Below are 25,404 nucleotides of genomic sequence, written 5' to 3' on the forward strand. Positions count from 1 at the left end.
TTGGCGAACACCAATCTGACTGTGCGGATGGAAGGCGACTATGAAGGTGCGTTCTTGCAGTTGAAGAACGATACCAACCGGGTTGGTGATCGGTTGACCGAAGTGGTTGGCCAGCTGCGCACGACATCTCGTGCCCTTAAAACAGCAACAGGCGAGATCCTTTCTGGTGCCAACGATCTTTCTGATCGTACGACCCGTCAGGCCGCGACAATTGAAGAAACCTCTGCAGCCATGGAGCAATTGGCCAACACAGTGTTGGAAAATGCAAAAGAAGCTGAAGAAGCCTCAAACATTGCCGAGCGGGTCCGCTCAACTGCGGAAGAAGGTGGCGATGTGATGCGTCAGGCCAATGAGGCGATGGAACGGATTACAACCTCTTCGAATAAGATCTCGAACATTATCGGCATGATTGACGATATTGCTTTCCAAACCAACTTGTTGGCCTTGAACGCCTCTGTTGAAGCGGCGCGGGCAGGTGAAGCCGGTAAAGGCTTTGCGGTGGTTGCTGTTGAAGTGCGGCGTCTGGCGCAATCAGCGGCAGAAGCGTCAAACGAAGTGAAGGCTTTGATTGAGCAGTCTGTAACCGAAGTTGATGGTGGTTCACAATTGGTGGCGCAAGCAGCCAAGAGCTTGGAAGCAATGCTGGAGGCAGCACGGTCTAACAACACAATCATGGTTTCGATTGCGGATAAGAGCAAATCGCAAGCGTCTGCGATTGAGCAGATCAACACTGCGGTGCGCGACATGGATGAAACCACCCAGCACAATGCGGCTTTGGTGGAAGAAACCAACGCGGCGATTGAGCAGACTGAAAACCAGGCTAATGAGCTCGACAATATTGTTGAAGTGTTTGTGACAGAAGAGGGTGGTCAATCACGGCAGCTCGCTGCTGCCGCAAGCCGGCCCGCAGCCAGTGCCCCTGCTGCCAAACCACTTGGTGGCGTAAAGCAAATGCAGGCCAAGGCCATGTCTGCGGCAAAGTCCATGGTCACCCGCGGCAACAATGCTGTCGCTGTCGATCAGGAATGGGAAGAGTTCTAAGAAATGTTTCACCCTGAAACACATTCTTAAATGCTTTTCGATTTAGATTGAGGGGTGTTCTGGAGCCTGAAAACTCCAGTGTACCCCTTAAGTTTTGGAGCGCGAGTACAAAATGAATTTTATTAAAGCGTTAGAACGCATGACCATTGGGTCCCGTATCCGTTTGTTGACGATCACTGGGACAATGCTATTTGCGCTCCTTGGGGCAGGATATTTTTACGGCTACATCGTCACCAGCGATGTGAAAAAAGATGAAGCGCGCTTTGAGCAGATTGATAAGGCTGTTGAGCATATTCAAACGTCGGTTTTGAAAATTCGCACGATTGAACGCGACTTTATGAGTGAGCCATCCGACGATAAATTGGTTCAGATTGCAGCCGAAGAGCGGGTTATTCATGATGAGTTCGAAAAACTGTCTACACTTGTTACCACACCAGAAATGGTTGCACTTGTTGATAGCGTGAATGCAGGTATCGAACTCCAATCCAAACATTTTACCGAGATTCAAGCCCTTGTTGAAAAGATTGGCTACTCTGAAGATGAAGGGCTGCGTGGTAGTTTGCGTTCTGCAGTGCAAAGCGCAGAAGAAAAGGTCAATGCGGCCAATTTAGATAGTCTCACGGTCAAAATCTTGATGATGCGTCGGCATGAGAAAGATTTCATTATTCGTGGTGACGAAAAATATATTGGCCGATTGCAAGATCGCGTCACAGAGTTCGGCGGTATGCTGAGCGACAGCAATTTGTCCGCCGGGGACCAACAACAGATTTCGGGTCTGATTGAGGGCTATAAGTCGCGCTTCGACGAGTTTGCGCAAAGCAAGGTTGAGCTGAACAATTTGACGGCGACTTTGGATGCGGATTTTGAAAGCTTGTTGCCCACAGTTGACTCATTGGCGGCAGAAGCGGAAGAAGGCGCGGCAGAAGCTGTGGCGCAATTGAATTCGGTCAATCAGCTGGTGTTGATTGTTTCCTTCTCCATTATTGGTGTTGCGACATTATTGATTTTGGGCGCAGGTCTGATCATTGGTCGTTCAATTTCCAACCCGTTGAAACGGTTGGCGGAAAATGCGGGTGAGTTGGGCGAAGGCAATTTGGATATTGACATTCACCCTGACAGCTCGAAGAGCGAAATCGGCGTGTTGACGCGTGCACTTGAGGTGTTCCACCAAAATGCGGTTCGTGTGGCGAAGCTGGGCGAAGAGGAGGCCATTCGCCAGCAAGAAGTGTTGAAACGCTCTAAAATGATGGAAGATTTGCAGTCATCTTTCCGCAGCGTGGTGGGCGCCGCTTCAGCGGGCGATTTCTCGCAACGGGTGAATGTGGAAATTCCAGATCCAGAGCTGGCCAAGCTCGGCGACAATGTGAACGCATTGGTGGATACGGTTGACCGGGGTCTGAAAGAAACAGGCGAAGTTATGGCCGCCTTGGCGAACACCAATCTGACTGTGCGCATGGAAGGCGACTATGAAGGTGCGTTCTTGCAGTTGAAGAACGATACCAACCGGGTTGGGGATCGGTTGACCGAAGTGGTCAAGCAATTGCGCACCACATCGCGCGCTTTGAAAACTGCAACAGGCGAAATCCTTTCCGGCGCCAACGATCTCTCTGATCGTACGACCCGTCAGGCTGCAACGATTGAAGAGACCTCTGCAGCCATGGAGCAATTGGCCAACACAGTGTTGGAAAATGCGAGAGAAGCTGAAGAAGCGTCGAGTGTGGCGGATCGCGTGCGCTCGACCGCTGAAGAAGGTGGCGATGTGATGCGTCAGGCCAATGAGGCCATGGAGCGGATTACAAGCTCATCTAATAAGATTTCCAATATTATTGGTATGATCGACGATATTGCTTTCCAAACCAACTTGCTCGCCCTTAACGCCTCTGTTGAAGCGGCGCGGGCGGGTGAAGCCGGTAAGGGCTTTGCGGTGGTTGCGGTTGAAGTGCGGCGCCTGGCGCAATCGGCTGCGGAAGCCTCCAATGAAGTGAAAAGCCTAATTGAACAATCGGTAACCGAGGTTGATGGCGGCTCTAAATTGGTGGCAGAAGCGGCCAAGAGTTTGGAAGCGATGCTGGAGGCAGCACGGTCTAACAACACAATCATGGTTTCGATTGCGGATAAGAGCAAATCGCAAGCGTCTGCTATTGAGCAGATCAACACTGCGGTGCGCGATATGGATGAAACCACACAGCACAATGCGGCTTTGGTGGAAGAAACCAATGCAGCGATTGAGCAGACCGAAAACCAGGCCAATGAGCTTGATCATATTGTCGATGTGTTTGTTACCGAAGATGGCGGTCGGCCACGTCAGCCAATTGGTGTGAATGGCGAGTTGCCAGCTGAGCAGCCAAAACATGCATTTGGCAATGTTAAGGAATATCAAGAGCGTGCCAAAACAGCGGCACGGCAATTCATTTCCCGTGGCAATAATGCTGTAAAGTCGGAAGATGAATGGAGTGAATTCTAGAAATATCTATAATAGGTATTAAATTGGGCGGCACCTTCGGGTGCCGTTTTTTGTTTAAGAACTACTTTATATTAATGTTAATCATGATTTTACTTCCCATCGATAATATTCCCCGCATGAACACATGGGGAAGGTGCTCACGCACTGTAGGGTTATAATGAAAAAGCGCTTTCAATTCAAAAAATTAAGCTTTGGTGGTTTTAAACTGACCACATCAATCGCGTTGCTCGTTGTCGTGAGTATTGCGGTATCTATTATGGCAGTTGCAGCTGCGATTTACATGCAAATGTCGTCTGATACCTATCGCGAAGCGCAGCGCAATCAGATGGTTGATATGTCTGTTGCCTTGTCGATTTTTGAAGTGCAATTGCCGGGGACGAACGTTATCTGGGCAGAGGATGGCACGCTCGAAGCTGTTGAAACGCGTCGTATGCCGCGCTTGCGCACCGATGATCTTGTAGATGCCGTGTCGCGGTTGACCGAAGGTGAAGTTTCGATTTTCCGTTGGAATGAAGAGGCGAGCAATTTTGAACAATTCACCACCACTTTGGCGTTGGAAGACGGAACACGTGACCATGAGCGCGTGATTGCTGAGGGGCATCCGCTTTTTGAGCAACTCAAAGCAGGCGAACGGTTTGAGGGGCAGATTGATTTATTTGGGGAGCGCTATTTCAGCGCCTATCAGCCATTCCTCAACCAGAACAAAGAAGGCGTTGCAGGGATTTTGTTTGTGGCGACGCCAACCAAAGTGGCCAATCAGGCGGTAACATCATTGTTGCAAACAATCATGCTGGTGGCGCTTGCGACTTTGGCGGTGGCATCCATCGTCGCCGCGATTGCGGCGCGCTTCTTGATGCGACCGGTACCGCGCATTTCTGCAGCAATGACAGAAATTGCCAATGGCAATCTAGAATATGAAGTGCCCTATTTGAAGAACACAAACGAGTTGGGCGATATGGCCCGTGCCGTTGAGGTGTTCCGTTCCAATGGGGAACGGGTCAATGAAATGACCGAGGAAGAAAAAGAAGCGTCGAAACGGCGGGCGATTGAACGTTCTGCCATGATGAGCGAATTGCAGAGTGCCTTTGGCGTGGTTGTGGACGCTGCGGCCGAGGGCGATTTTTCTCAACGTGTGAATGCTGAGTTCCCCGACGAAGAGCTCAACAGCTTGGCCCATGGGGTAAATAGCTTGGTTGAAACCGTTGATCGGGGCGTCACCGAAACGGGTGATGTGTTAGCGGCATTGGCGGGGGCAGACCTTACGCGGCGTATGGAAGGCGAATATAAGGGCGCATTCTTACAGCTGAAAAATGACGCCAATGCAGTTGGTGAGAAACTGGGTGATGTTGTGCGTCAATTGCGAGAGACCTCGCGTGCGCTGAAACATGCCACAGGCGATATTTTGTCGGGCGCCAATGATCTTTCTGAACGGACGACCAAACAGGCGGCAGCGATCGAGGAAACCTCGGCAGCTACCGAACAGTTGGCCGACACGGTGAATGAAAACACCAAGCGGGCGAAAACGGCGCAAAATACAGCTGAGGAAGCACGGCAGGTCGCAGAACGTGGCGGCGAAGTGATGAGCGAAGCCAACCAGGCAATGGAGCGGATCACCTCATCGTCCAATAAGATTTCAAATATTATCGGCATGATTGACGATATCGCGTTCCAGACAAATCTGTTGGCACTGAACGCATCGGTTGAAGCGGCGCGTGCCGGCGAGGCGGGCAAGGGCTTTGCAGTTGTGGCTGTTGAAGTGCGGCGCTTGGCCCAGTCTGCGGCGGAAGCCTCCAATGAAGTGAAGGCTTTGATCGAGCAGTCTGTGACTGAAGTTGACGGCGGGTCCAAATTGGTGGCGCAAGCTTCTGAGAACCTTGAAGGCATTGTGACATCAGTGCGTGGTGTGACCAAGCTGATGAACGCAATTGCAGACGAAAGTCAGGAGCAGGCCACAGCCATCAACGAGATTTCGCAATCCATTCGCGAGATGGACGAGATGACCCAGCACAATGCGGCATTGGTGGAAGAAACCAATGCAGCGATTGATCAAACAGAGGCGCAGGCTTCTGAATTGGATCGTGTGGTGGAGCAGTTTGTCATTGAAGAAGGCCAGCAAGGCGGTCGGTTCGATGAAGTTGCGGCGGACCAGCAAATGGAAGCGATGCAGGCAGTGGAAAAGCCAGCGCTCCAAAAAGTGGCATCAAGCGGCTACGTGGCAGCAGGGGGCCAAGCATTGGCTGAAGATGCGGATTGGCAAGAGTTCTAGAACCTTGAAATATTTGTCAAATAATGGGCGCCTCCGGGCGCCTATTTTTTTGAATTGGTTGATAACCAATTTATTACCAATTGGGGGTATCTTGTCGGCATTAAGTATCGGGGGGTATTAAAATGGTTCGGTCTCTAGTGCAAAAACTGCGGTCTAAATGGCAATTCAAATTGCCCTCTGTACGGTCAACCAAAATTTCCACACGTATTGTGTTCAGCACAGCATTGAGTGCCATCACCATTGGGTTGATTGGCTTGATGTTTTATGTTTCCGAACAACAAAAAGCGTCGACTATTTTGGAAGAGCGCCATTTCACGCAAGCCCAAAATACAGCGCAGATTTTTGGGCTGGATGTATTGCAGGTGCGGCGCTTTCAAAAAGACTACATTTCCCTCGATAGCGAAGAAAATGCCAAATTGACTCGCGATCAAATTGCTGCGGCGCAAAATCGGTTGACCGAGTTGCGCACCGCGCTGGATCAAGAAGAAATTGCGGGCAGCTTCACAGTGGTGCAGGATGCGCTCACCAGCTATGCCAGCCTTTTCGAATTGATGGTTGAAACCGCTGCCGAGATTTCAATCAATCAGGAAGAAAGTTTTATCAATAGTTTCCGCGAAACCGCGAAAATTGTTGAGAAGGATGTGGGCAGCCTGAAGAGCGACAGCACAGACTTGGCCTTTTCAGAGATGCGCAATTACGAACGCGAATTTTTGCTGTTCGGCGGCGCACGCAACATTATGGGCGTTGATAAGCAAATCAAGCGGGTTACGCGCGAGGCGGGAAAAGCGGGTGCGGAGCCAAACTTCCAGTTTGAGATCGCTGACAAGCTTGAAAAATATAATGTGGCATTTGACGAATATGCCGGATCGAAAGAACGGTTCAACGCGCTCAGTGAGGAAATGGACGGGCTCTACGACACAATAGCTGTTGAGCTTGAAAACATCATCATGTTTGCCATGGGCAAGGGCCAAGAAGCACGTACAACCTTGGCATCCATGACGGAGCAAACCAAGATCTTTATGTTCAGCACAATTGGTATCGCTTTTGTTGCGATTTCCATTTTGGGCTTCATTATTGGGCGCTCTATCACCACACCAGTGAACCGGATTACCGGTGTGATGGGCAAAATTGCCAAAGGTGAGTATGACGCTGAGGTGCCATTCACCCAGCGCCGGAATGAGTTGGGTGAAATGGCGCGCGCGGTTGAAGTGTTCCGCAATAATGGCTTGCGGGTCAATGAAATGACCGAGGAAGAAAAAGAGGCGTCCAAGCAGCGGGCTATTGAGCGCGCTACGATGATGAGCGAACTGCAAGGCGCCTTTGGCGAGGTTGTTGATGCTGCCATTGATGGCGATTTCAGCAAACGGGTTGAAGCGGAATTTCCGGACGAAGAATTGAACCGACTTGCCCATGGCGTGAATAGCCTTGTGGATACGGTTGATCGCGGGTTGCAGGAAACAGGTGCTGTATTGTCTGCAATGGCAAACACAGATTTGAGCCGTCGGGTTGAAGGTGATTTCCGTGGGTCATTCCTGCAATTGAAAAATGATACCAATGCAGTGGGCGAGAAATTGAGCCAAGTGATTGGTCAATTGCGCTCAACGTCACGCGGGCTCAAAAGTGCAACTGGCGAAATTTTGTCTGGCGCAAACGATCTTTCTGAACGCACCACCAAACAAGCGGCTGCGATTGAAGAAACATCTGCCGCCACCGAACAATTGGCCAACACGGTAAAAGACAATACTGAGCGGGCGCAGCAGGCGCGCGGTTCGGCTCAAGAAGCACGACAAGTTGCCGAACGCGGTGGCGAAGTTATGCTTTCCGCCAATGAAGCGATGGCGCGGATTACAGCTTCTTCCAACAGGATCTCCGACATTATCGGGATGATTGACGATATTGCCTTCCAAACCAACTTGCTGGCTTTGAACGCTTCGGTTGAGGCAGCACGGGCAGGCGAAGCAGGTAAGGGTTTTGCTGTTGTGGCCGTTGAGGTTCGGCGTTTGGCGCAGTCTGCAGCGGAAGCCTCCAATGAAGTGAAAACGCTGATTGAACAATCGGTCACTGAAGTGGATGGCGGTTCGAAATTGGTGGCGCAGGCATCTGAGAGCCTTGAGGGCATTGTGAGCTCTGTGCGAGGCATGACTGGCCTTATGGATGAGATTGCCAGCCAAAGCCAGGAACAGTCTTCAGCCATCAATGAGATTTCGCAATCTATCCGCGAGATGGACGAGATGACCCAGCACAATGCGGCGCTGGTTGAAGAAACCAATGCGGCCATTGACCAAACCGAAGCGCAAGCTTCTGAGCTGGACAAAATTGTTGATCAGTTTGTGATCGATCAAGCGGACATGGATGTGTCTTTCGACGAACAAGTTGCAGACCGGGCCATGCTGGCTGCGCAACCAAATGCAGCCCCGCAAAATGCGGCAAATGCGTATTTGAGTGATGGCGCTGCTGCGGTTCAGCAAGATCCAGATTGGCAAGAGTTCTAAGTTTAACTCAATTTATAATTATAAATCGAAATAGTGCCGCCTCTATATTTATCCAATTGGGTAAAAGAGGCGGCATTTTTGCGCATTGTTGCAATGTGTAAGGGTATTCGCGCACATCCATTATGAAATTCAAGAAAAGTACAACTTTTTTTGATGCTGTAGCTTTTCACATGAGTTGCTTTGTTGTATTTGTCCCGAGCGAGGGAGCTTTGGGAGAAGCTGGATCGACTTGATCCAAAGGGTAGTATTTTGAGCAAAAAAATTGGCTTGGTTGCACATGATAAGAAAAAACAAGACCTTACGGTCTGGTGCAGTCAATCGAAGGATAAACTGGCTCAATATAAATTGTTTGCCACCGGCACCACCGGCAAGGCAATTATAGACGCCACCGCCTTGTCGGTTACGCTTTTGAAAAGCGGGCCTTTAGGTGGTGATGCCCAATTGGGCGCCATGATTGTTGAGGGCGAACTCGACGGTCTGGTTTTTTTCATTGATCCCCTCACTGCTATGCCGCACGATGTTGACGTGAAAGCGTTGATCCGTTTGGCCACATTGTATGATGTGCCATTCGCCTGCAATAAATCGACGGCAGATGCAGTTTTGACATTGTTCTAATTGCTAAACTCGACGCAGTTGACCGGACTGTGAAGAGGTGAGCATTTAGACAAAATAAACTCCGACAAGAGGGGAATACGGGGTGCAAAAAGACAACATGATTGAGGTGCGTCATGTCTCCAAAAGTTTTGGGGGCTTGAAGGCCGTAAATGATTGTTCGCTCTCGGTGGCCAAAGGCTCGATTACGGGTTTGATCGGTCCAAACGGGGCGGGTAAATCGACGCTATTTAACATGGTAGCGGGCAATCTGAAGCCAACCGAGGGTCAAATCATTTTTGATGGCGAGGATGTGACGGGTTTGGCGCCATATCAGCTATATAAAAAGGGTATGCTGCGTACATTCCAGATTGCGCATGAATTCTCTCATATGACAGCGCTGGAAAATCTGATGGTCGCCGGGGCTGACCAACCAGGTGAATCGCTGTTCCAAAGCTGGTTCAATCCTAAACACGTGGCCGAATTCGACATGGAAATCCGCAAAATGGCGGAAGATGTGATCGACTTTTTGAAGCTTGGGCATGTGCGCAACGAATTGGCGGGCAACCTATCTGGCGGGCAGAAAAAGCTACTGGAATTGGGCCGCACCATGATGACAGACGCCAAAGCCGTGTTGCTGGACGAGGTAGCCGCTGGGGTGAACCGCACCCTGCTGAAAGATTTGGCTGCCAACATTCAGCGCATGAACAAAGAGCTGGGCTACACATTCTTCGTGATCGAACACGATATGGATTTGATTGCTGAGCTTTGTGATCCGGTAATTGTGATGGCGCAGGGCACGGTGATTGCGGAAGGGCCGATGGAGGAAATTCGCGCCAATCCTGAAATTATCGAGGCCTATTTCGGCAGTGCTGTGGAGGCTGTATCGTGAGTTTGTTAGAAGTAAAAGATGTACATGGCGGTTATGGCGGTGCGCCGATTTTGAATGGCGTCAACATGTCCATCGATAAAGAAGATGTGGGTGTGATTGTTGGGCCGAATGGCGCGGGTAAATCCACCACATTGAAAGCAATCTTTGGGCTTTTGGAAGTTACTGACGGGTCGATCAAGCTTGAAGGCAACGAGATTGCCAATATGCAGGCCGACAAATTGGTGCCATTGGGCCTAGGGTTTGTGCCGCAAGAATTTAATGTGTTCACCTCCATGTCTGTACATGAGAATTTGGAGATGGGTGCATATATTCGTCGAGACGATTTCTCAGATACAATTGCATCAATTTACGACATGTTTCCGCCGCTTAAGGAAAAGCGCAAGCAAAATGCTGGCGAGCTTTCGGGCGGTCAACGGCAAATGGTGGCCATGGGCCGGGCATTGATGAGCCAGCCAAAGTTGCTGTTGTTGGATGAACCATCTGCTGGGCTAAGTCCGCGCTATATGATGGAAATTTTTGAAACTGTTGTGAACATCAACAAAGCCGGTGTTGGCATTTTGATGGTGGAGCAGAATGCGCGGCAAGCCCTTGAATTTGCGACCAAGGGTTTTGTTTTGGCGAATGGTAAAAATCGGTTCACAGGAACCGGGCGGGAACTGTTGGACGACCCTGAGGTCGCTCGCAGCTTCCTTGGCGGCTAACGGGGGACGTAGACGCTATGATGAACGAACTCATCTTTTTCTTTAACAAGGTTATTGTGTCTGGCGCAGTATTGGGCAGCGTTTATGCGCTCGGTGCGGTCGGCATTACCTTGATTTTTGGCATTTTGCGATTTGCGCACTTTGCGCATGGCGACATGATGACCATGGGTGCATTTGTTGCCTTTGTTTTGGCGTCTATCGCCAGTGCAATGGGCATTTCAACATTTTGGCCAACAGGCTTTATTGTACTGCCTTTTGCAATGCTCATTACGGCGGGCTTAGCGCTTGGTATTGATCGCACCTTCTACCAACCTTTGCGCGCCAAGGGCGTGCGGCCGGTTACCTTGCTGATTGCCTCTATCGGGGTGACCTTGATGATCCAAGGTCTGATCCGCTTGTTTGGTGGGGTACAAACCCGCAGCTTCTTTGAGAACGAGACCAAGCAATTGTTCCGGTTCGATGTATCTTGGTTGGGCGCAACGCGCACAATCAATGTGTCTGAACCGCAGCTTTTATTGATCGCTGTAACCGTGATTGCCGTTGTGGCCTTGCACTTCTTCCTCACCCGTTCGCGGTTGGGCAAGGGCATGCGCGCTATGGCTGACAATCCAAGCCTCGCGCTTGTTTCAGGCATCAACACAAACCAAGTGGTACGGGCGACCTGGATTATTGCAGGCAGCTTGGCCGCGATGGCGGGCACCATGCTGGCGTTGGACGTGATCTTGAAGCCTGACTTGGCGTTTAACATTGTGTTGCCGATCTTTGCGGCGGCGATTGTTGGCGGCTTGGGCCAAGCCTATGGCGCGATTGCCGGGGGCTTTTTGATTGGCTTTGCGGAAACAATGTCTGTGTTTAACTGGGCGATCATGTTGCGTCCCTTCCGGGACAATTTGCCCGAATGGGTTCCAAACGACCTTTCCATTGTGCCGACCGAATACAAACTCACCGTGGCCTTCGTGATCTTGGTGGTTGTGTTGCTGGTGCGCCCAACGGGTATCTTTAAAGGAGTTTCATCATGATGCGTCGCGATGCAATGCTGTTTTTGGCCCTGGGTGTTTTCTTGTTGGCCGTTGCCATGTGGCAGCAAATTCCAACCACATTGTTTATGTTGGTTACCGCGTCAGCCTATGCGCTGATTGCTTTGGGGCTCAACGTACAGTGGGGTTATGCTGGCCTGTTTAACTTCGGTGTGATGGGCTTTTTGATGGTTGGCGGCGTTGCCGTAACCTTTGTGTCCTATCCGATCAATGAAGCGTTCTGGGCATCTGATGGCCCATTCATGCTGTTCAAAGCATTATTAGCGGCGCTATTTGGCGGGGTGCTGGTCTATCTGGCCACCAATTCGCAGCGATTTGGGATTAAGGGCAAGTTACGCACCTTCCTGATGGTGATGGCGTGGTCGATTGCCTATATCGTTTATCGCTCGCAAATTGACCCGGCTGCACGCTTGATCGAAGCAGAAGCTGGCTTTGTTGGCGGTTTGGGCTTGCCTGTGGTCTTGGGCTGGTTGTTCGGTGGTGTACTGGCTGGCGCCATTGCCTATGTGGTTGGTCGCATTTGTCTGGGCCTTCGCACAGACTATCTTGCGATCGCAACGATCGGTATTTCCGAGATTATCCGTGCGCTGGTGAAAAATATGGATTGGTTCACACGGGGTACGCTGACTGTATCGCCGTTGCCTTGGCCAACACCTTCACCAAATGACATTGTGGCGGCGGGCCTTGATGATGCAACCATGTCGACCATTTTGGCGCGGGCAGGGTTCTTGTCATTGACTGTTCTGATGATCGCGGTGATCTTTTACTTCTTGCAAAAGGCTTATGAAGGGCCGTGGGGCCGCATGATGCGCGCTATCCGCGACAATAATGTCTCTGCCTCTGCAATTGGTAAAAACGTCACCAAGCGCGAGCTGGAAGTGTTTATTCTTGGCTCCATTTTGATGGGTATTGGCGGCGCGATTTTGGCGTCATTCTCACAGATTTTGGACCCAAGTGGCTACCAGCCGATCAACCACACCTTCATTGTGTGGGTGATGATTATTGTTGGCGGCGCCGGCAACAATTATGGCGCGCTATTTGGCGGGGTGTTCATCTATATTGTTTGGACAATTTCTGAACCAGCTTCGGTGATCTTGTTCGACATTATTTCCGACTTCTCGGAAGGGGCAGGCATTGGTGCCATCCCAAACATTGAATCACGTGCGTTGCAAATGCGTGTGTTTGTGTTGGGTCTGGTGATCACCTTCGCCCTGCGATACTTCCCACAAGGGGTTATTCCGGAGCGCGTGCGCACCGAAAAATAGGCCCTTTGCTTTGTTGGATGAAGTTTCAGGCGTCGCCTCATTTGAGGCGGCGCTTTATTTTTGGGCGATGCACCAAATGGAATGATAGGCTTGATTGTCTGCCCCCACGCCGCCAACGCCATCTTGTTGACGGAAACTCTGCCAAGGGGCCGCATCTGCAAATGTTTGTTGCAACATTTCGGCGGTGGGCAGATTGTAATAACGGCCCAGTTCGTCGCGCTTAGCGCCGTCACCTGTTTTAAAGCTGGCCCATACCACGCCATTTGGTTTTAAGGCCTGATGGATTAGCGCAATGATGTCTGGCAGACTTTCCCATGGAGCGTGCAGTAAGCACATATTGGCCCAAAGAGCGTCATATTGGTCTGTTGCCTCAAGCTCGTCAAAACGCATAATTTTGACAGGTGCACCAAAGTTTTGTTCGGCCTCTGCCGCAAGTGCGGGGTTGCCTTCGGTTGGGGTAACGCGAAAGCCTTGATCTTTCATGTAGCGGGCTTCAAGACCTGCACCACATCCCAATTCTACAATGCTTGCGCCATCGGGCAGTGTTTCAAGAAACTGGATTAGACTGTCGGAAGGCTTTTGCCGACGCTGGGCATAGCTTTTAGCGTTTTGCGCATAGAAGGCAAATGTATCCGGATCATAGCTCATGGAATTGTCCATCTTTTGGTGTGATGGAAAGTTTATGATGCGGATTTGACGGAGGCAATAAAAAACCCGGTGCCGAAGCACCGGGTTCTAAAATTCACTGTTTCAGTGTGGCTTACATCAATGGGCCAACTTCAACGAATACACCATCCTTGATGGTCATTTCTACGATGGCACCTGATACGTCACCAGCTTCGTCAAACTCGTGGTTGCCGCCGGCACCTTCATAGTTGATTTCTTTGCCTTCAGCGATCAGCTTTTTGGCTTTTTCCCATTCACCAGGCAAGATCACTTCACCAGGAGCAGTTGCTACTGAGCGAAGAGCTTCGTTTACGCCTTCACGGTCTGTGTTGCCTTTTTGCTCGAAAGCAAGAGCCAACAAGAACGCTGCGTCATAGGCTTGTGGGCCGAATGATGCGATTGGGTCAAGGCCAGCGTCTGTCGCCAATTTCTCGTAAACTGAAGTACCTTCTGTTTCCAAACGACCTTGGCGAGAAGCCAACATGCCTTCAACAGCGGCTGGATCAATGCCAGTTACCAAAGCGTCAGCAACCATGCCGTCACCACCGAAGTAGGTTACAAAGTCACCCGCTTCGATTGCTTGGCGAAGAATGGTTTGGCCTGAGCCAGAAGCATAAGCCAAGATGATCAGATTTTGTGAGCCGCTAGCAGCCAAAGAACCCAATTCAGCACGGTAGTCTGATTTGCCTTCTTCGTGGGCTTCAGAAATCATCACATCGCCGCCACCAGCTTCGTATGCGTTAGACAGGGCATCGGCGAAGCCTTTACCGTAGTCGTTGTTCACATATGTAACTGCAATGTCGTTGATACCTTTGGCCAACAGCATGCGGGCAACAACTTCACCTTGGTAAGCGTCAGATGGGCCAACGCGGAAAAGCAAGTCATTGTCTTCAACTGTGGTTACAGCAGGTGATGAAGCTGATGGAGAAACCATCACAACGCCTGCTGGGATCGCTGCAGTGTTGGCTGCAGAAATTGTTGCACCAGAGCACATTGCGCCAACAATGGCGTCAACGCCGTCTGCGTTGATCAAACGGTCAGCTGCTGTGGCAGCTGCAGTGGCATCGGCACAAGTTGAGTCACCAATGGTGAATGTTGCTTCGCCGCCCAAAATACCGCCTTGCTCGTTAACGTGCTGCAAAGCCAATTTGGCTGCGTCACCAATTGGTGGCGCCAATGTTTCAAGTGGACCGGTATACCCCAGAAGAATACCGATATTTACGTCTTCAGCCACAGCCGGTGTTGCAACTGAAAGTGCAGCGGCTGCTGTAAGTGCAAGTTTAAGATGACGCATAATTTCCCTCTAATTTGTACATCTTTGTTCAGCGGATAAGGCGAACTTTTTCCCAAGCTTATTAATGCCCTATCCGTTTATGGCCGAGGTCGTGTTCCTCCCTCGTTGGCTCAACAATAACGATTTTTTAATAAGAGTCACCAGCTTTTGTCGCAATAATCAGCAAAAGGTTGCGAATAGTGTTAATTTCAAACGTAACAAAAATGGTTACAAAATAAGGGGTTTAACGCAATTCTGCGTAGAATTGTGTGTTGTGTCGCTCATGTTTGATTTGTGATTGGCAGATTGATTTATCGCGACAAACTGGTCACATTGGCAGCGGTTCGGCAAAGGATGGGCGCAATGCGCAATTGGGCAGCAATAATAGTCTTTTTGATCGCTGGTTTGGGTGCGCTAGGCGCATCCGCGCAATCAACAGATGATGAGGACTTTGAAGGCTGTCGGGGCGAAGCTGTAACGATTGCCGATTTGCAATGGCCATCAGCCAGCATTCTGGCGCATATTCATCAGCAATTGATCCGCAGCCAGTTTGATTGTGACGCACAAGTGGTGCCAAGCGATTTGGCCAATGTGGCTGCCACCATTGATGCGGCGCAGGAACCAAATATTGTGCCCGAATTCTGGGTGACCCGTGTGGCGGCGCAGTGGAACCAGATTGGCGAAGCTCAACGCGCTTTTATGGCGGCCTCGACATTTGATGAAAGCACATTGGAAGGGTGGTTTGCGCCGGCCAAAGTGGTGTCCGATTTTCCGCAATTGCGTGATGCGTCCAAATTGACCGAAATGCCTGCGCTTTATGAGCGTGAGAAAATTCGATTTGTGACCTGCCCGGAAAAATGGGCGTGCCACATCATCAATGATAATTTGATACGCGCCTATGGGCTAAGTGATGTGTTCCAAGTGGTGGTGCCTCAATCCCGTTTCGAAATGGATCAATTGATCAGTCAGGTGATCTCTGCGCGTGAACCTGCCGTTTTTTATTATTGGCAGCCCAATGCTGTGTTGCACCAGTTCGAGTTTGCGGCCCTTTCCCTCGGCGAGTTTAATGCGGATGCCTATCCGTGTTTGGCACAAGCTAATTGCGCGTCGCCGATCGCAAGCAACTTTCCGAGTGAGCAAATCGGGCTGGTGGCTGCGAGTGAGGTGCGTGTTGATATGCCCGAATTGCTCGGCTATTTGCGCCGCGCCAGCTTACCCATCGCGACCATGAATGAGCTGTTGGCCGTGCAAGAGCGGCAGGGGCTTTCTGCACAGGCCACGGCGACGCATTTTGTCGCGACCTTCCCTGATATTTGGCAAAATTGGGTTGAGGCGCCCTGATTCTAGGCCCGTTTAGGTCAATCTTGTTCAAATAAAATTGTTTTGCGGTCACTTTACGGGAAAGAACCTTCTGAATTTTTGAATATTCGTGCTGGCCAACTTGATGCTGTTTTTGATGGTGTCGCTATTATTTGGTCTTATTTAAGTAAATGCGCTTCTTTCCTTGTGTCTCTCATATTTGACCGTGATATCTAGCCTAGATATGCTGGTGAAAGATCTTGCAGAAAAGTCGGGAGAACTAGACATGCAAAGACTTAAATTGGCGATTGCAACAGCCATTGTTGCAGTGGGCGCGGCAGGCGGTGCAATGGCAGCCGAATGTGGCACGGACCGAAAAATTGATATCGCTGAAATGAACTGGCCCTCCGCGGCCGCTTTGGCGCATATTCATGCCAAAATTCTTGAAGATGGCTTTGGCTGTAATGTTGAAGTGGTGGCTGGTGATACTGTGCCAACCTCAGCGTCGATGCTGACCAAAGGTCGCCCGGCGATTGCCCCTGAGTTGTGGATCGGCACCATTCAAGACCAATGGCAAAAAGGTTTGGATGAAGGCGCGGTGAAAGATGCTGGCCTTGCCATTTCAGACGGCGCGGTTGAGGGCTGGTGGATTCCTGCTTATTTGGCAGCAGAAAACCCAGACTTGAAAAAAGTTGAAGATTTGCCTGCGCACGCAGAATTGTTCTCTGATCCAGACGATCCAGATCAGGGCCGTTTCTATTCTTGCCCTCCAGGTTGGGGGTGCGAAATTGCCAATGCGGCATTGTTTGAAGCTTATGAGTTAGAAGATAGCTTCAATTTGTTCTCACCAGGCTCTGGCGGCAATTTGGATGCCTCGATTGTTCGTGCATTTGAGCGTGAAGAACCGATCGTGTTCTATTATTGGGGCCCAACAGCCATCATGGGTAAATATGACATGGTGCAGCTGGAAATGCCTGCGCATGATCCAGAAGTTTGGGCATGTAACGTTGATTCCGCTTGTGAAACCAAAGGCAAAAGCGCTTTCCCAACGCCGCCTGTAACTGTTGGTACTGCTGCGTGGGTGGCGGACGAAGCGCCAGTGGTTTTTGAATATTTGAGTGATGTTGCGCTAAACAATGTTCAAATCTCGACCATGTTGAACTGGGGCGCTGAAAACAAAGCGGGTGCAGAAGAGACAGCGGAAAACTTCTTGAAAACGGAAGAAGCCGTGTGGACCCAGTGGGTATCTGCTGAGGTGGCCGAAAAAGTGAAGGCGGCTCTTTAGGGCGCGTTGAAAAGAATGATTGAGATGGCCAGGCGATAAGATCGTCTGGCCATTTTGCATGAGAAAGTTTTGGGCATGTTTGAAGGCGAATTTCCAGAATTCATTAATACGCGACCGCTTCGGATTTGGCTGGATGATGGCCTGAACTGGGTGGTGCGTCATTGGGGTGACGCGTTTGAGTCGGCAGCCTATCCATTGCTGGTGATGCTCAACACAATTGAAGATTGGCTGTTGGCCGTGCCCTGGTGGATGATCATTTTAACCTTCGCTGCATTGGCCTATGGCGCCACCCGCAAATGGACCCTTCCATTGGTTGTGATTATTGGCCTTGTGTTTATGGGGCTGATGGAGCTTTGGGAAGATAGCGTTAAAACCATGGCGCTGATGATCTCCGCAACCGTGACGGCCATTGTTTTCTCAATTCCTTTGGGCATCGTGATGGCACGCTCGCATATTGTGCAACGCCTTGTGACGCCAATTTTGGATTTGATGCAGACCATGCCGAGCTTTGTCTATTTGATCCCGACCGTAATGATTTTCGGCCCAGGCAAAATTCCTGCCTTGCTGGCCACAATTGTTTATGCCGCGCCGCCTTTGGTGCGATTAACGGATTTGGGTATCCGGCAGGTTGAACCAAGCGTGATGGAAGCGGCACAGGCCTTTGGCGCATCGCCACGACAAAGATTATTTGGGGTGCAAATTCCGTTGGCCTTGCCCACCATTTTGGCTGGGGTGAACCAAACCACCATGATGGCCTTGGCGATGGTGGTGATTGCCTCCATGATTGGCGCAGGGGGGCTGGGCTATCAAGTGCTGCAAGGCATTGGACGCCTAGAGGTCAGCCGCGGCGTGTTTGCGGGCTTGGGCATTGTGGTTCTGGCGATTATTTTTGACCGGATTACGCAGGCTTATGGCAAGCAGCTACAAGAACAGATCGGCTTGGCAGGAGGTCGCTCATGAGCAATCAATATAAGATTGAAATGCGCGGAGTGACCAAGATTTTTGGTCCGTCGCCGGAAATGGTTTTGCAAAAATTGCAGGCTGGTGGATCAAAGGATCAATTGCAGGCAGACACTGGCCATGTGATCGGTTTGAATAATGTTGATTTAAAGGTTGCACCCGGCAAATTACATGTAGTGATGGGCCTTTCCGGTTCCGGCAAATCAACGCTTATCCGCCATGTCAACCGATTGATCGATCCGACTGCGGGCGAAATTTTTGTCGATGGGCAGAACGTGCTCGATATGAGTCTTGAAGAGCTGCGCACGTTTCGGCGCACCAAAATTGCGATGGTGTTCCAGAAATTTGGACTTTTGCCGCACCGCTCGGTGATCGACAATGTGGCCTATGGCTTGGAAATTCGCGGCGTTGAGAAAAAAGAACGGCTCGAGATTGCAGCGCAATGGGTGTCTACCGTTGGGTTGGATGGCTATGAAAAATCAAGACCGCACCAGCTTTCTGGCGGTCAGCAACAACGTGTCGGGTTGGCGCGCGCATTGGCAATGGACGTGGATATTTTGCTGATGGATGAAGCTTTTTCGGCGCTTGATCCGCTTATTCGTTCCGGTATGCAGGACGAGTTGTTGGCGTTGCAAAAAGAATTGAACAAAACCATTTTGTTCATCACGCATGATTTTGATGAGGCGCTTAAAATTGGCGATCAAGTCACGGTGCTACAAGATGGCGCGGTGGTGCAATCGGGCCGTCCGGAAGAGGTGGTGTTGAACCCTGCCAATGCGCATGTGCAAGAGTTTGTGCAGGATGTTAATCGCGCTCGCGCGATCCATGTTCACACCATAATGGAACAGGGCGTCTTCACAGATTGCGAGGCCTCCGTATCTGAAAGCGCCCGCTGCGAAGATGTGTTGCCCCTGTTTGCCGAATATGACTGGGTAGGCGTCACCAATGCCAAAGATGAAATTGTGGGCAAGGTGACAGCCAAGCAGGTGATCAAAGCCCTCGCGCGGCACAGTGGTGTCACGGGCTAGGTTATCCGCTATGATCAGATAGTGTGCGGGCGACGGCATCTTGCCAGCCCGCATATTTTTTATCGGCCCATTCGGTTGATTGGTTGGGTTTGAATTGGTGATCTAGATCCCACTTTTCCATCATCTCGCTGGGCTTTGGGCATATGCCGATATGTAGGCCTGCGAGATAGGCGGCGCCTTTGGCAGTGGTTTCTAGATTGGTGGGGCGGTCCACCGGGATCTGGCACATATCGGCCAAAAACTGCATGGTCATGTCAGATGCGGTCATGCCGCCATCGACGCGCAGCACTTCAACATTGTCGCCATAGTCTGCATTCATGGCTGAGATCAGGTCTCGGGTTTGATAACCCACAGATTCCAGCGCCGCTTTGGCCAGTTCATTGGGGCCAGAATTGCGGGTGAGGCCGAAGATGGCACCTCGAGCGTCTGGATCCCAATAGGGTGCGCCTAGGCCCACAAAGCCGGGGACCAAATAGACCGATTGGGTTTCGTCTGCCTCAGCGGCGAGATCATTCACTTCCGATGAATTTTCGATAATTTTTAATCCATCGCGTAGCCATTGCACCGTGGCGCCTGCCATATAGATGGAGCCTTCCAGCGCGTAGGTTGGCTTGCCATCGAGTTGATAGCACAAGGTCGACAATAGGCGATTGGAGGAGGCGAGGGGTTTGTCGCCCACATTCATCATGGCAAAACAGCCTGTGCCATAGGTCGATTTGATCATGCCCTTTTCAAAGCAGGCTTGGCCGATGGTTGCTGCATGTTGGTCGCCTGCGACGCCTGTGATGGGCAGGGTTGCTCCAAGAAGGGCTTCGTCAGTCATCCCAAAATCGGCAGCGCAGTCTTTCACTTCAGGCAAGAGTGCAGCAGGGATATCGAATAGATCAAGAAGGTCCTGATCCCATCTCCCCTCATGAATATTGTACAGCAATGTGCGGCTGGCATTGGTGGCGTCGGTTACGTGTGACGCGCCGCCTGTGAGTTTGTTAATCAGCCAGCTGTCGATTGTGCCGATGGCCAGCTCGCCTTTTTTTGCGCGGTCCCGCGCCCCGTCCACATTGTCCAAAAGCCATTTGATTTTGGTGCCAGAGAAATAGGGGTCGAGCAGCAATCCGGTTTTGCCAGTCACAGTCTTTTCGTGACCAGCTTGTTTCAGTTCGGCGCAATAGCCTGCGGTACGCCGATCTTGCCAAACAATTGCATTGTGCAGCGGCTCGCCAGTTGTCCGGTCCCACAGGGTGACGGTTTCGCGTTGATTTGTGATGCCGATGGCGGCGATATCTGTGGCAGATATGTTGGCCTTCTGGATGGCGCCCTTGATGGTGGCGAGCACCGTGTCCCAAATCTCATTGGCATTGTGTTCAACCCAGCCATCGCGCGGAAAGATTTGTTCAAACTCGCTTTGATCGCTGGCGAGAGGCTGCAAGGAGGCGTCATAAATGATGGCGCGGCTGGATGTGGTTCCCTGATCGATGGCGAGTAAATAGTTTTTATGTTGTTTAGACATTTGCCGCAGGCCTCCTCTGATATTTGCTCAAGAATTTCAATCATATGGTCTAAAAATTCAAGCCAAACTGAATTTTAGTGCCCAACTCATCCCAATTGATAAATATATTTCTTTATTTGGTGACGTTTTGGTTTCAGATGTGCTTGCCATGGCCCTTTCGCCCCGCCTATAACCTTCGTGACCTGCATGTTGAAGCGTGCGGTCGAGATGAAAGGACGATAAGATGGACATTAAAACCATCAATGAGAAGGTGAGTGTCTCACCGCAAATTTCGCCCAATGATTTGCCCGCCCTCAAAGAGGCAGGCTTTACAACCATCATCAATAATCGCCCAGATGGCGAAGCGCCTGAGCAACCAGATGGCGCGGTGATTGAAGAAGAAGCGAAAAAGCTAGGGTTAAACTATATTGCGATCCCAATGGGGCGCGAGGGTGTAAGCCCCGACATGATCGAGGCCACACGCAATGCGATGGCCAGCGACGGCAAAGTGTTTGCCTATTGTCGGTCTGGTACACGCTCCACCACCCTTTGGGCCTTGAGCCAAGCGGGAGAGATGCCCGCTGACGAAATCATCAAATCTGCCGCGCAGGCGGGATATGATGTGTCGCATTTGGCGCAATATTTAGGCGAATAACCCCACCCATGACCGAACCAACTGCGTTGTGGCGCGTTGGATAGGTTTGTGTTCAACACTTTTGAAAAAGTGAGAAGCTATGTCGATTAAAAAAATCCTTGTTGCAAACCGAAGTGAAATTGCCATTCGCGTTTTTCGCGCGGCCAATGAATTGGGCCTAAAAACCGTTGCGGTTTTTGCTGAAGAAGACAAATTGGCGTTACATCGGTTCAAAGCGGACGAGGCCTATTTGATCGGCAAGGGCTTGGGACCTGTTGAGGCCTATTTGCAGATTGATGAATATATCCGCATTGCCAAGCAATGTGGCGCGGATGCTATTCACCCTGGCTACGGCCTTCTTTCTGAAAGCCCTGAGTTTGCCGATGCGTGTGCGGATGCGGGCATCATCTTTATCGGCCCACGCTCTGAGACAATGCGGGCATTGGGCAACAAGGTTGCGGCGCGGAACTTGGCTGTTGAGTCAGGTGTGCCTGTGGTGCCTGCAACTGACCCCTTGCCAGACGATATTGAAGAAGTCGTCAAAATGGCGAAGGAAATTGGCTTCCCATTGATGTTGAAAGCCAGCTGGGGCGGCGGGGGTCGCGGTATGCGCGTGATCCGCGATGAGAAGGCTGTGCGGGCGGAAGTGGCGGAAGCCAAGCGGGAAGCCAAAGCAGCTTTCGGCAAAGACGAAATGTATTTTGAAAAGCTGGTCGAGCGTGCACGCCATGTGGAAGTGCAGTTGATTGGTGATGATCACGGCAATCTGGTGCATTTGTTTGAGCGGGACTGCTCGGTGCAGCGCCGCAACCAAAAAGTGGTTGAGCGGGCACCTGCGCCTTATCTGACCGAAGAAGTGCGCAAGGGCCTCACCGACGCGGCGATCAAATTGGGCAAGTCAGCTAATTATCGCGGTGCGGGCACCGTTGAGTTTTTGATGGATGCGGATAGTGACGAGTTTTACTTCATCGAGGTGAACCCGCGCATTCAGGTGGAACACACTGTCACTGAAGAAGTGACGGGCATCGATATCGTCAAAGCGCAAATTCGCGTGTTGGAAGGCGAAAAGATTGGTGATCCCAAGTCTGGCGTGCCGAACCAAGAAGACATTCATTTGAATGGTCACGCACTGCAATGTCGGGTGACGACAGAAGATCCGGAAGAAAACTTTATTCCTGACTATGGCCGCATCACTGCCTATCGCGGCGCGACAGGTTTCGGCGTACGTTTGGACGGTGGCACCGCTTATTCTGGTGCGGTGATCACGCGCTATTACGATCCTTTGCTCGAAAAAGTGACGTGTTGGGCGCAGACACCGGAAGATGCGATTGCACGGATGGACCGGGCCTTGCGCGAGTTCCGTATTCGCGGCGTGACCACAAACCTCAATTTCCTTGAGAACATTATTTCTCATCCAAAGTTTCGGGATAATAGCTACACCACGCGCTTTATCGACAATACGCCTGAGCTGTTTGATTTCCCAAAACGGCGCGACCGGGCAACGCGTTTGTTGACCTATTTGGCGGACGTTTCAGTGAACGGCCATCCCGAGGTTAAGGATCGCCCAAAGCCGCCAGCGGAAGCGGCGGCGCCCGTTGTGCCTAAATTTGCGCCACCACCTGTATTGGACGGTACGCGCCAAATTCTGGATCGTGACGGGCCAGACGGGTTGGCCAAATGGATGAAGGCGCAAAAGCAGGTGTTGTTTACTGACACCACCATGCGGGACGCGCACCAGAGCCTATTGGCCACACGGATGCGGACCAACGATATTGTCAAAATTGCCAAGGCTTATAGCCATGGCATGCCCAACCTATTCTCGCTAGAGTGTTGGGGCGGCGCGACCTTTGACGTGTCTATGCGGTTCTTGACCGAAGACCCATGGGAGCGCCTATCGATCATTCGCGAAGAAGCGCCTAACATTATGACGCAGATGTTGCTGCGCGGTTCCAATGGCGTTGGCTACACCAATTACGCGGATAATGTGGTGAAGTTCTTCGTGGAACAAGCGGCTAAAGGCGGCATCGATGTGTTCCGCGTGTTTGACTGCCTGAACTGGGTGGAAAACATGCGCGTCTCTATGGATGCGGTGATCGAGGCGGACAAAGTCTGTGAAGGCGTGATTTGCTATACCGGTGACATGCTTGATCCGGACCGGGCCACCTATGATTTGAAATATTATGTGGGCTTGGCCAAAGAGTTGGAAAAAGCAGGCGCGCATGTGCTTGGGCTGAAAGATATGGCCGGGTTGTTGAAGCCAGCTGCCGCGCGCAAATTGATTTCGACCTTGAAGGAAGAAACCGACCTGCCGATACATTTCCATACGCACGACACCTCCGGCGCAGCTGCGGCGACCGTTTTGGCGGCCGTCGATGCGGGCGTTGATGCGATTGATGCGGCGATGGATAGCTTCTCTGGCACCACATCGCAGCCATGTCTTGGCTCGCTTGCGGCGGCACTGCGCGGCACAGAACGTGACCCTGAATTGGATGCGAAAACAATCCGGGAAATCTCGTTCTATTGGGAAGCGGTGCGCACGCAATATCGGGCCTTTGAGAGTGATCTGCGCTCAGGTGCATCTGAGGTTTATCTGCACGAAATGCCGGGTGGTCAGTTCACCAACCTTAAGGAGCAAGCGCGTTCCTTGGGGCTTGAGTCGCGCTGGCACGAAGTGGCACAAACCTATTCTGATGTGAACGACATGTTCGGGGACATTGTGAAGGTGACGCCAAGCTCGAAAGTGGTGGGCGATATGGCTTTGGCCATGGTCTCTTCCGGCTTGAGCCGCGAAGAGGTTGAAGACCCAAGCCGCGACGTGTCGTTCCCAGATTCTGTTGTGGGCTTCTTTGCTGGAGATTTGGGTCAGCCGCCCAACGGTTTCCCAAAGGGCCTTCAGGACAAGGTGTTGAAAGGCAAAAAGGCGCTGGATAAGCGTCCGGGTGCTTATCTCGAGTCTGTTGATCTTGAAGCCAAGCGCAAAGAGATCGAAGAAATCACCGAGTTGGAGATTGATGATTTCCGTTTGGCCTCTTATTTGATGTACCCAAAAGTGTTCACCGAATTTATGGCGGCGCAAAAGACTTATGGACCAACATCCGTGATCCCAACGCCTGCCTATTTCTATGGGCTTGAAGCGGGTGACGAGCTGTTGGTTGACCTTGAAAAAGGCAAAACCATGGTGATCCAGCTCGTGGGCCAATCCAAGCCAAACGAAAAAGGCATGGTGCGGGTGTTCTTTGAACTGAACGGCCAGCCGCGTACGGTTGCTGTGCCTGATCGTTCAATGGCCAGCGAAATTGTTGCGCGGCCAAAAGCTGAAGTTGGAAACGTCAATCATGTGGGTGCGCCAATGCCGGGCGTGGTTTCTACCTTGGCGGTGAAAGCCGGGCAGGAAATTCAGGCGGGCGATGTGTTGCTCTCTATTGAAGCGATGAAGATGGAAACAGCCATCCACGCGGAGAATGATGGGGTGATCGCCGAAGTGCTGGTGAAGCCGGGCGATCAGATTGATGCCAAGGATTTGCTGGTGCGCTTTGAAGAATAAACAGGGAGATTGCCTAGGTGAACTTAGGCTCTGACTGATCATGAAAATTCGAAAAGGCGGGCATTTTGTCCGCCTTTTTGTTGTCCGGCCTATCGGCGACGCGCGGTGCCATCGATGGTTTTGTCATCGTCTGACAAAGGTTCATCATATTGATGCGTTTGTGTCTGCGTGGTGGCGCGGGGCAAGCGCGACACAATCCACGACACGGCGAAGGATACGATGACAAAATCGTCAATCCAGCCCAAGACCGGGATGAAATCGGCCACTAGGTCGATCGGGCTGATCACGTATAGCGCAGTCAAAATCGTAAGTGCTTTGAGATAGGTTGGGGTGAGTGGATGCCAGAAAGCATGCCACAAAGTCACGATTTCGCGGCGAAACCGGACCAATCTTTGAACGATCAAATTCATATTCACCCTCCTCGAAATCAAGCCAAATGTGGCGGCAAAAATAAACCCACCTGAACTATAGATAGGTCAG

The 25,404-nt window shown here is 51.2% G+C and carries 19 protein-coding genes; 15 read left to right on the forward strand and 4 right to left on the reverse strand.

What is annotated here, in order from left to right; all coding sequences use genetic code 11:
- From ACP15Y_RS15540 to ACP15Y_RS15580, 9 genes are all read left to right on the forward strand, one after another.
- Positions 1-1,041 (forward strand): methyl-accepting chemotaxis protein (locus ACP15Y_RS15540; RefSeq protein ID WP_424984030.1); only part of this gene is annotated, 1,041 nt, incomplete at its 5' end.
- A 112-nt stretch (positions 1,042-1,153) separates the two neighbouring features.
- The gene (locus ACP15Y_RS15545) at positions 1,154-3,505 is read left to right on the forward strand and encodes a methyl-accepting chemotaxis protein (protein ID WP_424984031.1); all 2,352 of its coding nucleotides are present in this window, start codon (positions 1,154-1,156) and stop codon (positions 3,503-3,505) included.
- A gap of 157 nt (positions 3,506-3,662) precedes the next feature.
- Complete coding sequence (locus ACP15Y_RS15550) at positions 3,663-5,771, forward strand: methyl-accepting chemotaxis protein (protein ID WP_424984032.1); 2,109 nt, start codon at positions 3,663-3,665, stop codon at positions 5,769-5,771.
- Between the two features lie 122 nt (positions 5,772-5,893).
- Positions 5,894-8,263: a methyl-accepting chemotaxis protein gene (locus tag ACP15Y_RS15555; protein WP_424984033.1), complete on the forward strand. Its 2,370-nt coding sequence runs from the start codon at positions 5,894-5,896 to the stop codon at positions 8,261-8,263.
- A gap of 246 nt (positions 8,264-8,509) precedes the next feature.
- Entirely contained in the window at positions 8,510-8,878 is a 369-nt protein-coding gene (locus ACP15Y_RS15560; RefSeq protein ID WP_424984181.1) for a methylglyoxal synthase, read from the forward strand.
- A gap of 97 nt (positions 8,879-8,975) precedes the next feature.
- Positions 8,976-9,746 (forward strand): ABC transporter ATP-binding protein, encoded by a 771-nt coding sequence (locus ACP15Y_RS15565; protein ID WP_424984182.1) that lies wholly within the window; start codon positions 8,976-8,978, stop codon positions 9,744-9,746.
- The gene (locus ACP15Y_RS15570) at positions 9,743-10,447 is read left to right on the forward strand and encodes an ABC transporter ATP-binding protein (RefSeq protein WP_424984034.1); all 705 of its coding nucleotides are present in this window, start codon (positions 9,743-9,745) and stop codon (positions 10,445-10,447) included. The genes ACP15Y_RS15565 and ACP15Y_RS15570 overlap by 4 nt, the downstream gene beginning before the upstream one ends.
- A 17-nt stretch (positions 10,448-10,464) precedes the next feature.
- Positions 10,465-11,466 (forward strand): branched-chain amino acid ABC transporter permease, encoded by a 1,002-nt coding sequence (locus tag ACP15Y_RS15575; protein ID WP_424984035.1) that lies wholly within the window; start codon positions 10,465-10,467, stop codon positions 11,464-11,466.
- Positions 11,463-12,749: a branched-chain amino acid ABC transporter permease gene (locus ACP15Y_RS15580; protein ID WP_424984036.1), complete on the forward strand. Its 1,287-nt coding sequence runs from the start codon at positions 11,463-11,465 to the stop codon at positions 12,747-12,749. Before ACP15Y_RS15575 ends, ACP15Y_RS15580 begins: the two co-directional genes overlap by 4 nt.
- Before the next feature lie 54 nt (positions 12,750-12,803).
- Here ACP15Y_RS15580 and ACP15Y_RS15585 read toward each other — a convergent pair whose 3' ends face one another.
- On the reverse strand, positions 12,804-13,397 hold the full coding sequence (locus tag ACP15Y_RS15585) for a class I SAM-dependent methyltransferase (protein ID WP_424984037.1): 594 nt from the start codon (positions 13,395-13,397) through the stop codon (positions 12,804-12,806).
- A 112-nt stretch (positions 13,398-13,509) separates the two neighbouring features.
- Positions 13,510-14,709 (reverse strand): ABC transporter substrate-binding protein, encoded by a 1,200-nt coding sequence (locus ACP15Y_RS15590; RefSeq protein WP_424984038.1) that lies wholly within the window; start codon positions 14,707-14,709, stop codon positions 13,510-13,512.
- Positions 14,710-15,051: 342 nt separating this feature from the next.
- On the opposite strand from ACP15Y_RS15590, the gene ACP15Y_RS15595 reads away from it, so the two are divergent.
- The 4 genes from ACP15Y_RS15595 to ACP15Y_RS15610 all read left to right on the forward strand — a co-directional run bounded on the left by ACP15Y_RS15595 (position 15,052) and on the right by ACP15Y_RS15610 (position 19,260).
- The gene (locus ACP15Y_RS15595) at positions 15,052-16,029 is read left to right on the forward strand and encodes a glycine betaine ABC transporter substrate-binding protein (RefSeq protein ID WP_424984039.1); all 978 of its coding nucleotides are present in this window, start codon (positions 15,052-15,054) and stop codon (positions 16,027-16,029) included.
- A gap of 244 nt (positions 16,030-16,273) precedes the next feature.
- A complete protein-coding gene (locus tag ACP15Y_RS15600) occupies positions 16,274-17,272 on the forward strand; it encodes an ABC transporter substrate-binding protein (protein ID WP_424984040.1) in 999 nt (332 codons plus the stop codon).
- Between the two features lie 75 nt (positions 17,273-17,347).
- Positions 17,348-18,232 carry an ABC transporter permease gene (locus ACP15Y_RS15605; protein ID WP_424984041.1) on the forward strand — a complete coding sequence of 295 codons (885 nt, stop codon included), beginning with the start codon at positions 17,348-17,350 and terminating at the stop codon, positions 18,230-18,232.
- Positions 18,229-19,260: a quaternary amine ABC transporter ATP-binding protein gene (locus ACP15Y_RS15610; RefSeq protein WP_424984042.1), complete on the forward strand. Its 1,032-nt coding sequence runs from the start codon at positions 18,229-18,231 to the stop codon at positions 19,258-19,260. The genes ACP15Y_RS15605 and ACP15Y_RS15610 overlap by 4 nt, the downstream gene beginning before the upstream one ends.
- Position 19,261: 1 nt before the next feature.
- Here ACP15Y_RS15610 and glpK read toward each other — a convergent pair whose 3' ends face one another.
- Positions 19,262-20,767 (reverse strand): glycerol kinase GlpK, encoded by a 1,506-nt coding sequence (glpK, locus tag ACP15Y_RS15615; RefSeq protein ID WP_424984043.1) that lies wholly within the window; start codon positions 20,765-20,767, stop codon positions 19,262-19,264.
- Positions 20,768-20,990: 223 nt separating this feature from the next.
- Between glpK and ACP15Y_RS15620 the strand changes: the two genes are divergently transcribed.
- The gene (locus tag ACP15Y_RS15620; RefSeq protein ID WP_424984044.1) at positions 20,991-21,401 is read left to right on the forward strand and encodes a TIGR01244 family sulfur transferase; all 411 of its coding nucleotides are present in this window, start codon (positions 20,991-20,993) and stop codon (positions 21,399-21,401) included.
- 79 nt (positions 21,402-21,480) lie between these two features.
- Complete coding sequence (gene pyc, locus ACP15Y_RS15625) at positions 21,481-24,924, forward strand: pyruvate carboxylase (RefSeq protein ID WP_424984045.1); 3,444 nt, start codon at positions 21,481-21,483, stop codon at positions 24,922-24,924.
- Between the two features lie 89 nt (positions 24,925-25,013).
- Here the strand turns inward: pyc and ACP15Y_RS15630 are convergent, their stop codons facing one another.
- Positions 25,014-25,334: a YkvA family protein gene (locus tag ACP15Y_RS15630; protein ID WP_424984046.1), complete on the reverse strand. Its 321-nt coding sequence runs from the start codon at positions 25,332-25,334 to the stop codon at positions 25,014-25,016.
- Positions 25,335-25,404: the final 70 nt, after the last annotated feature.

The organism is Maritalea sp. S77 (assembly GCF_049801075.1).
Classification (GTDB): domain Bacteria; phylum Pseudomonadota; class Alphaproteobacteria; order Rhizobiales; family Devosiaceae; genus Maritalea.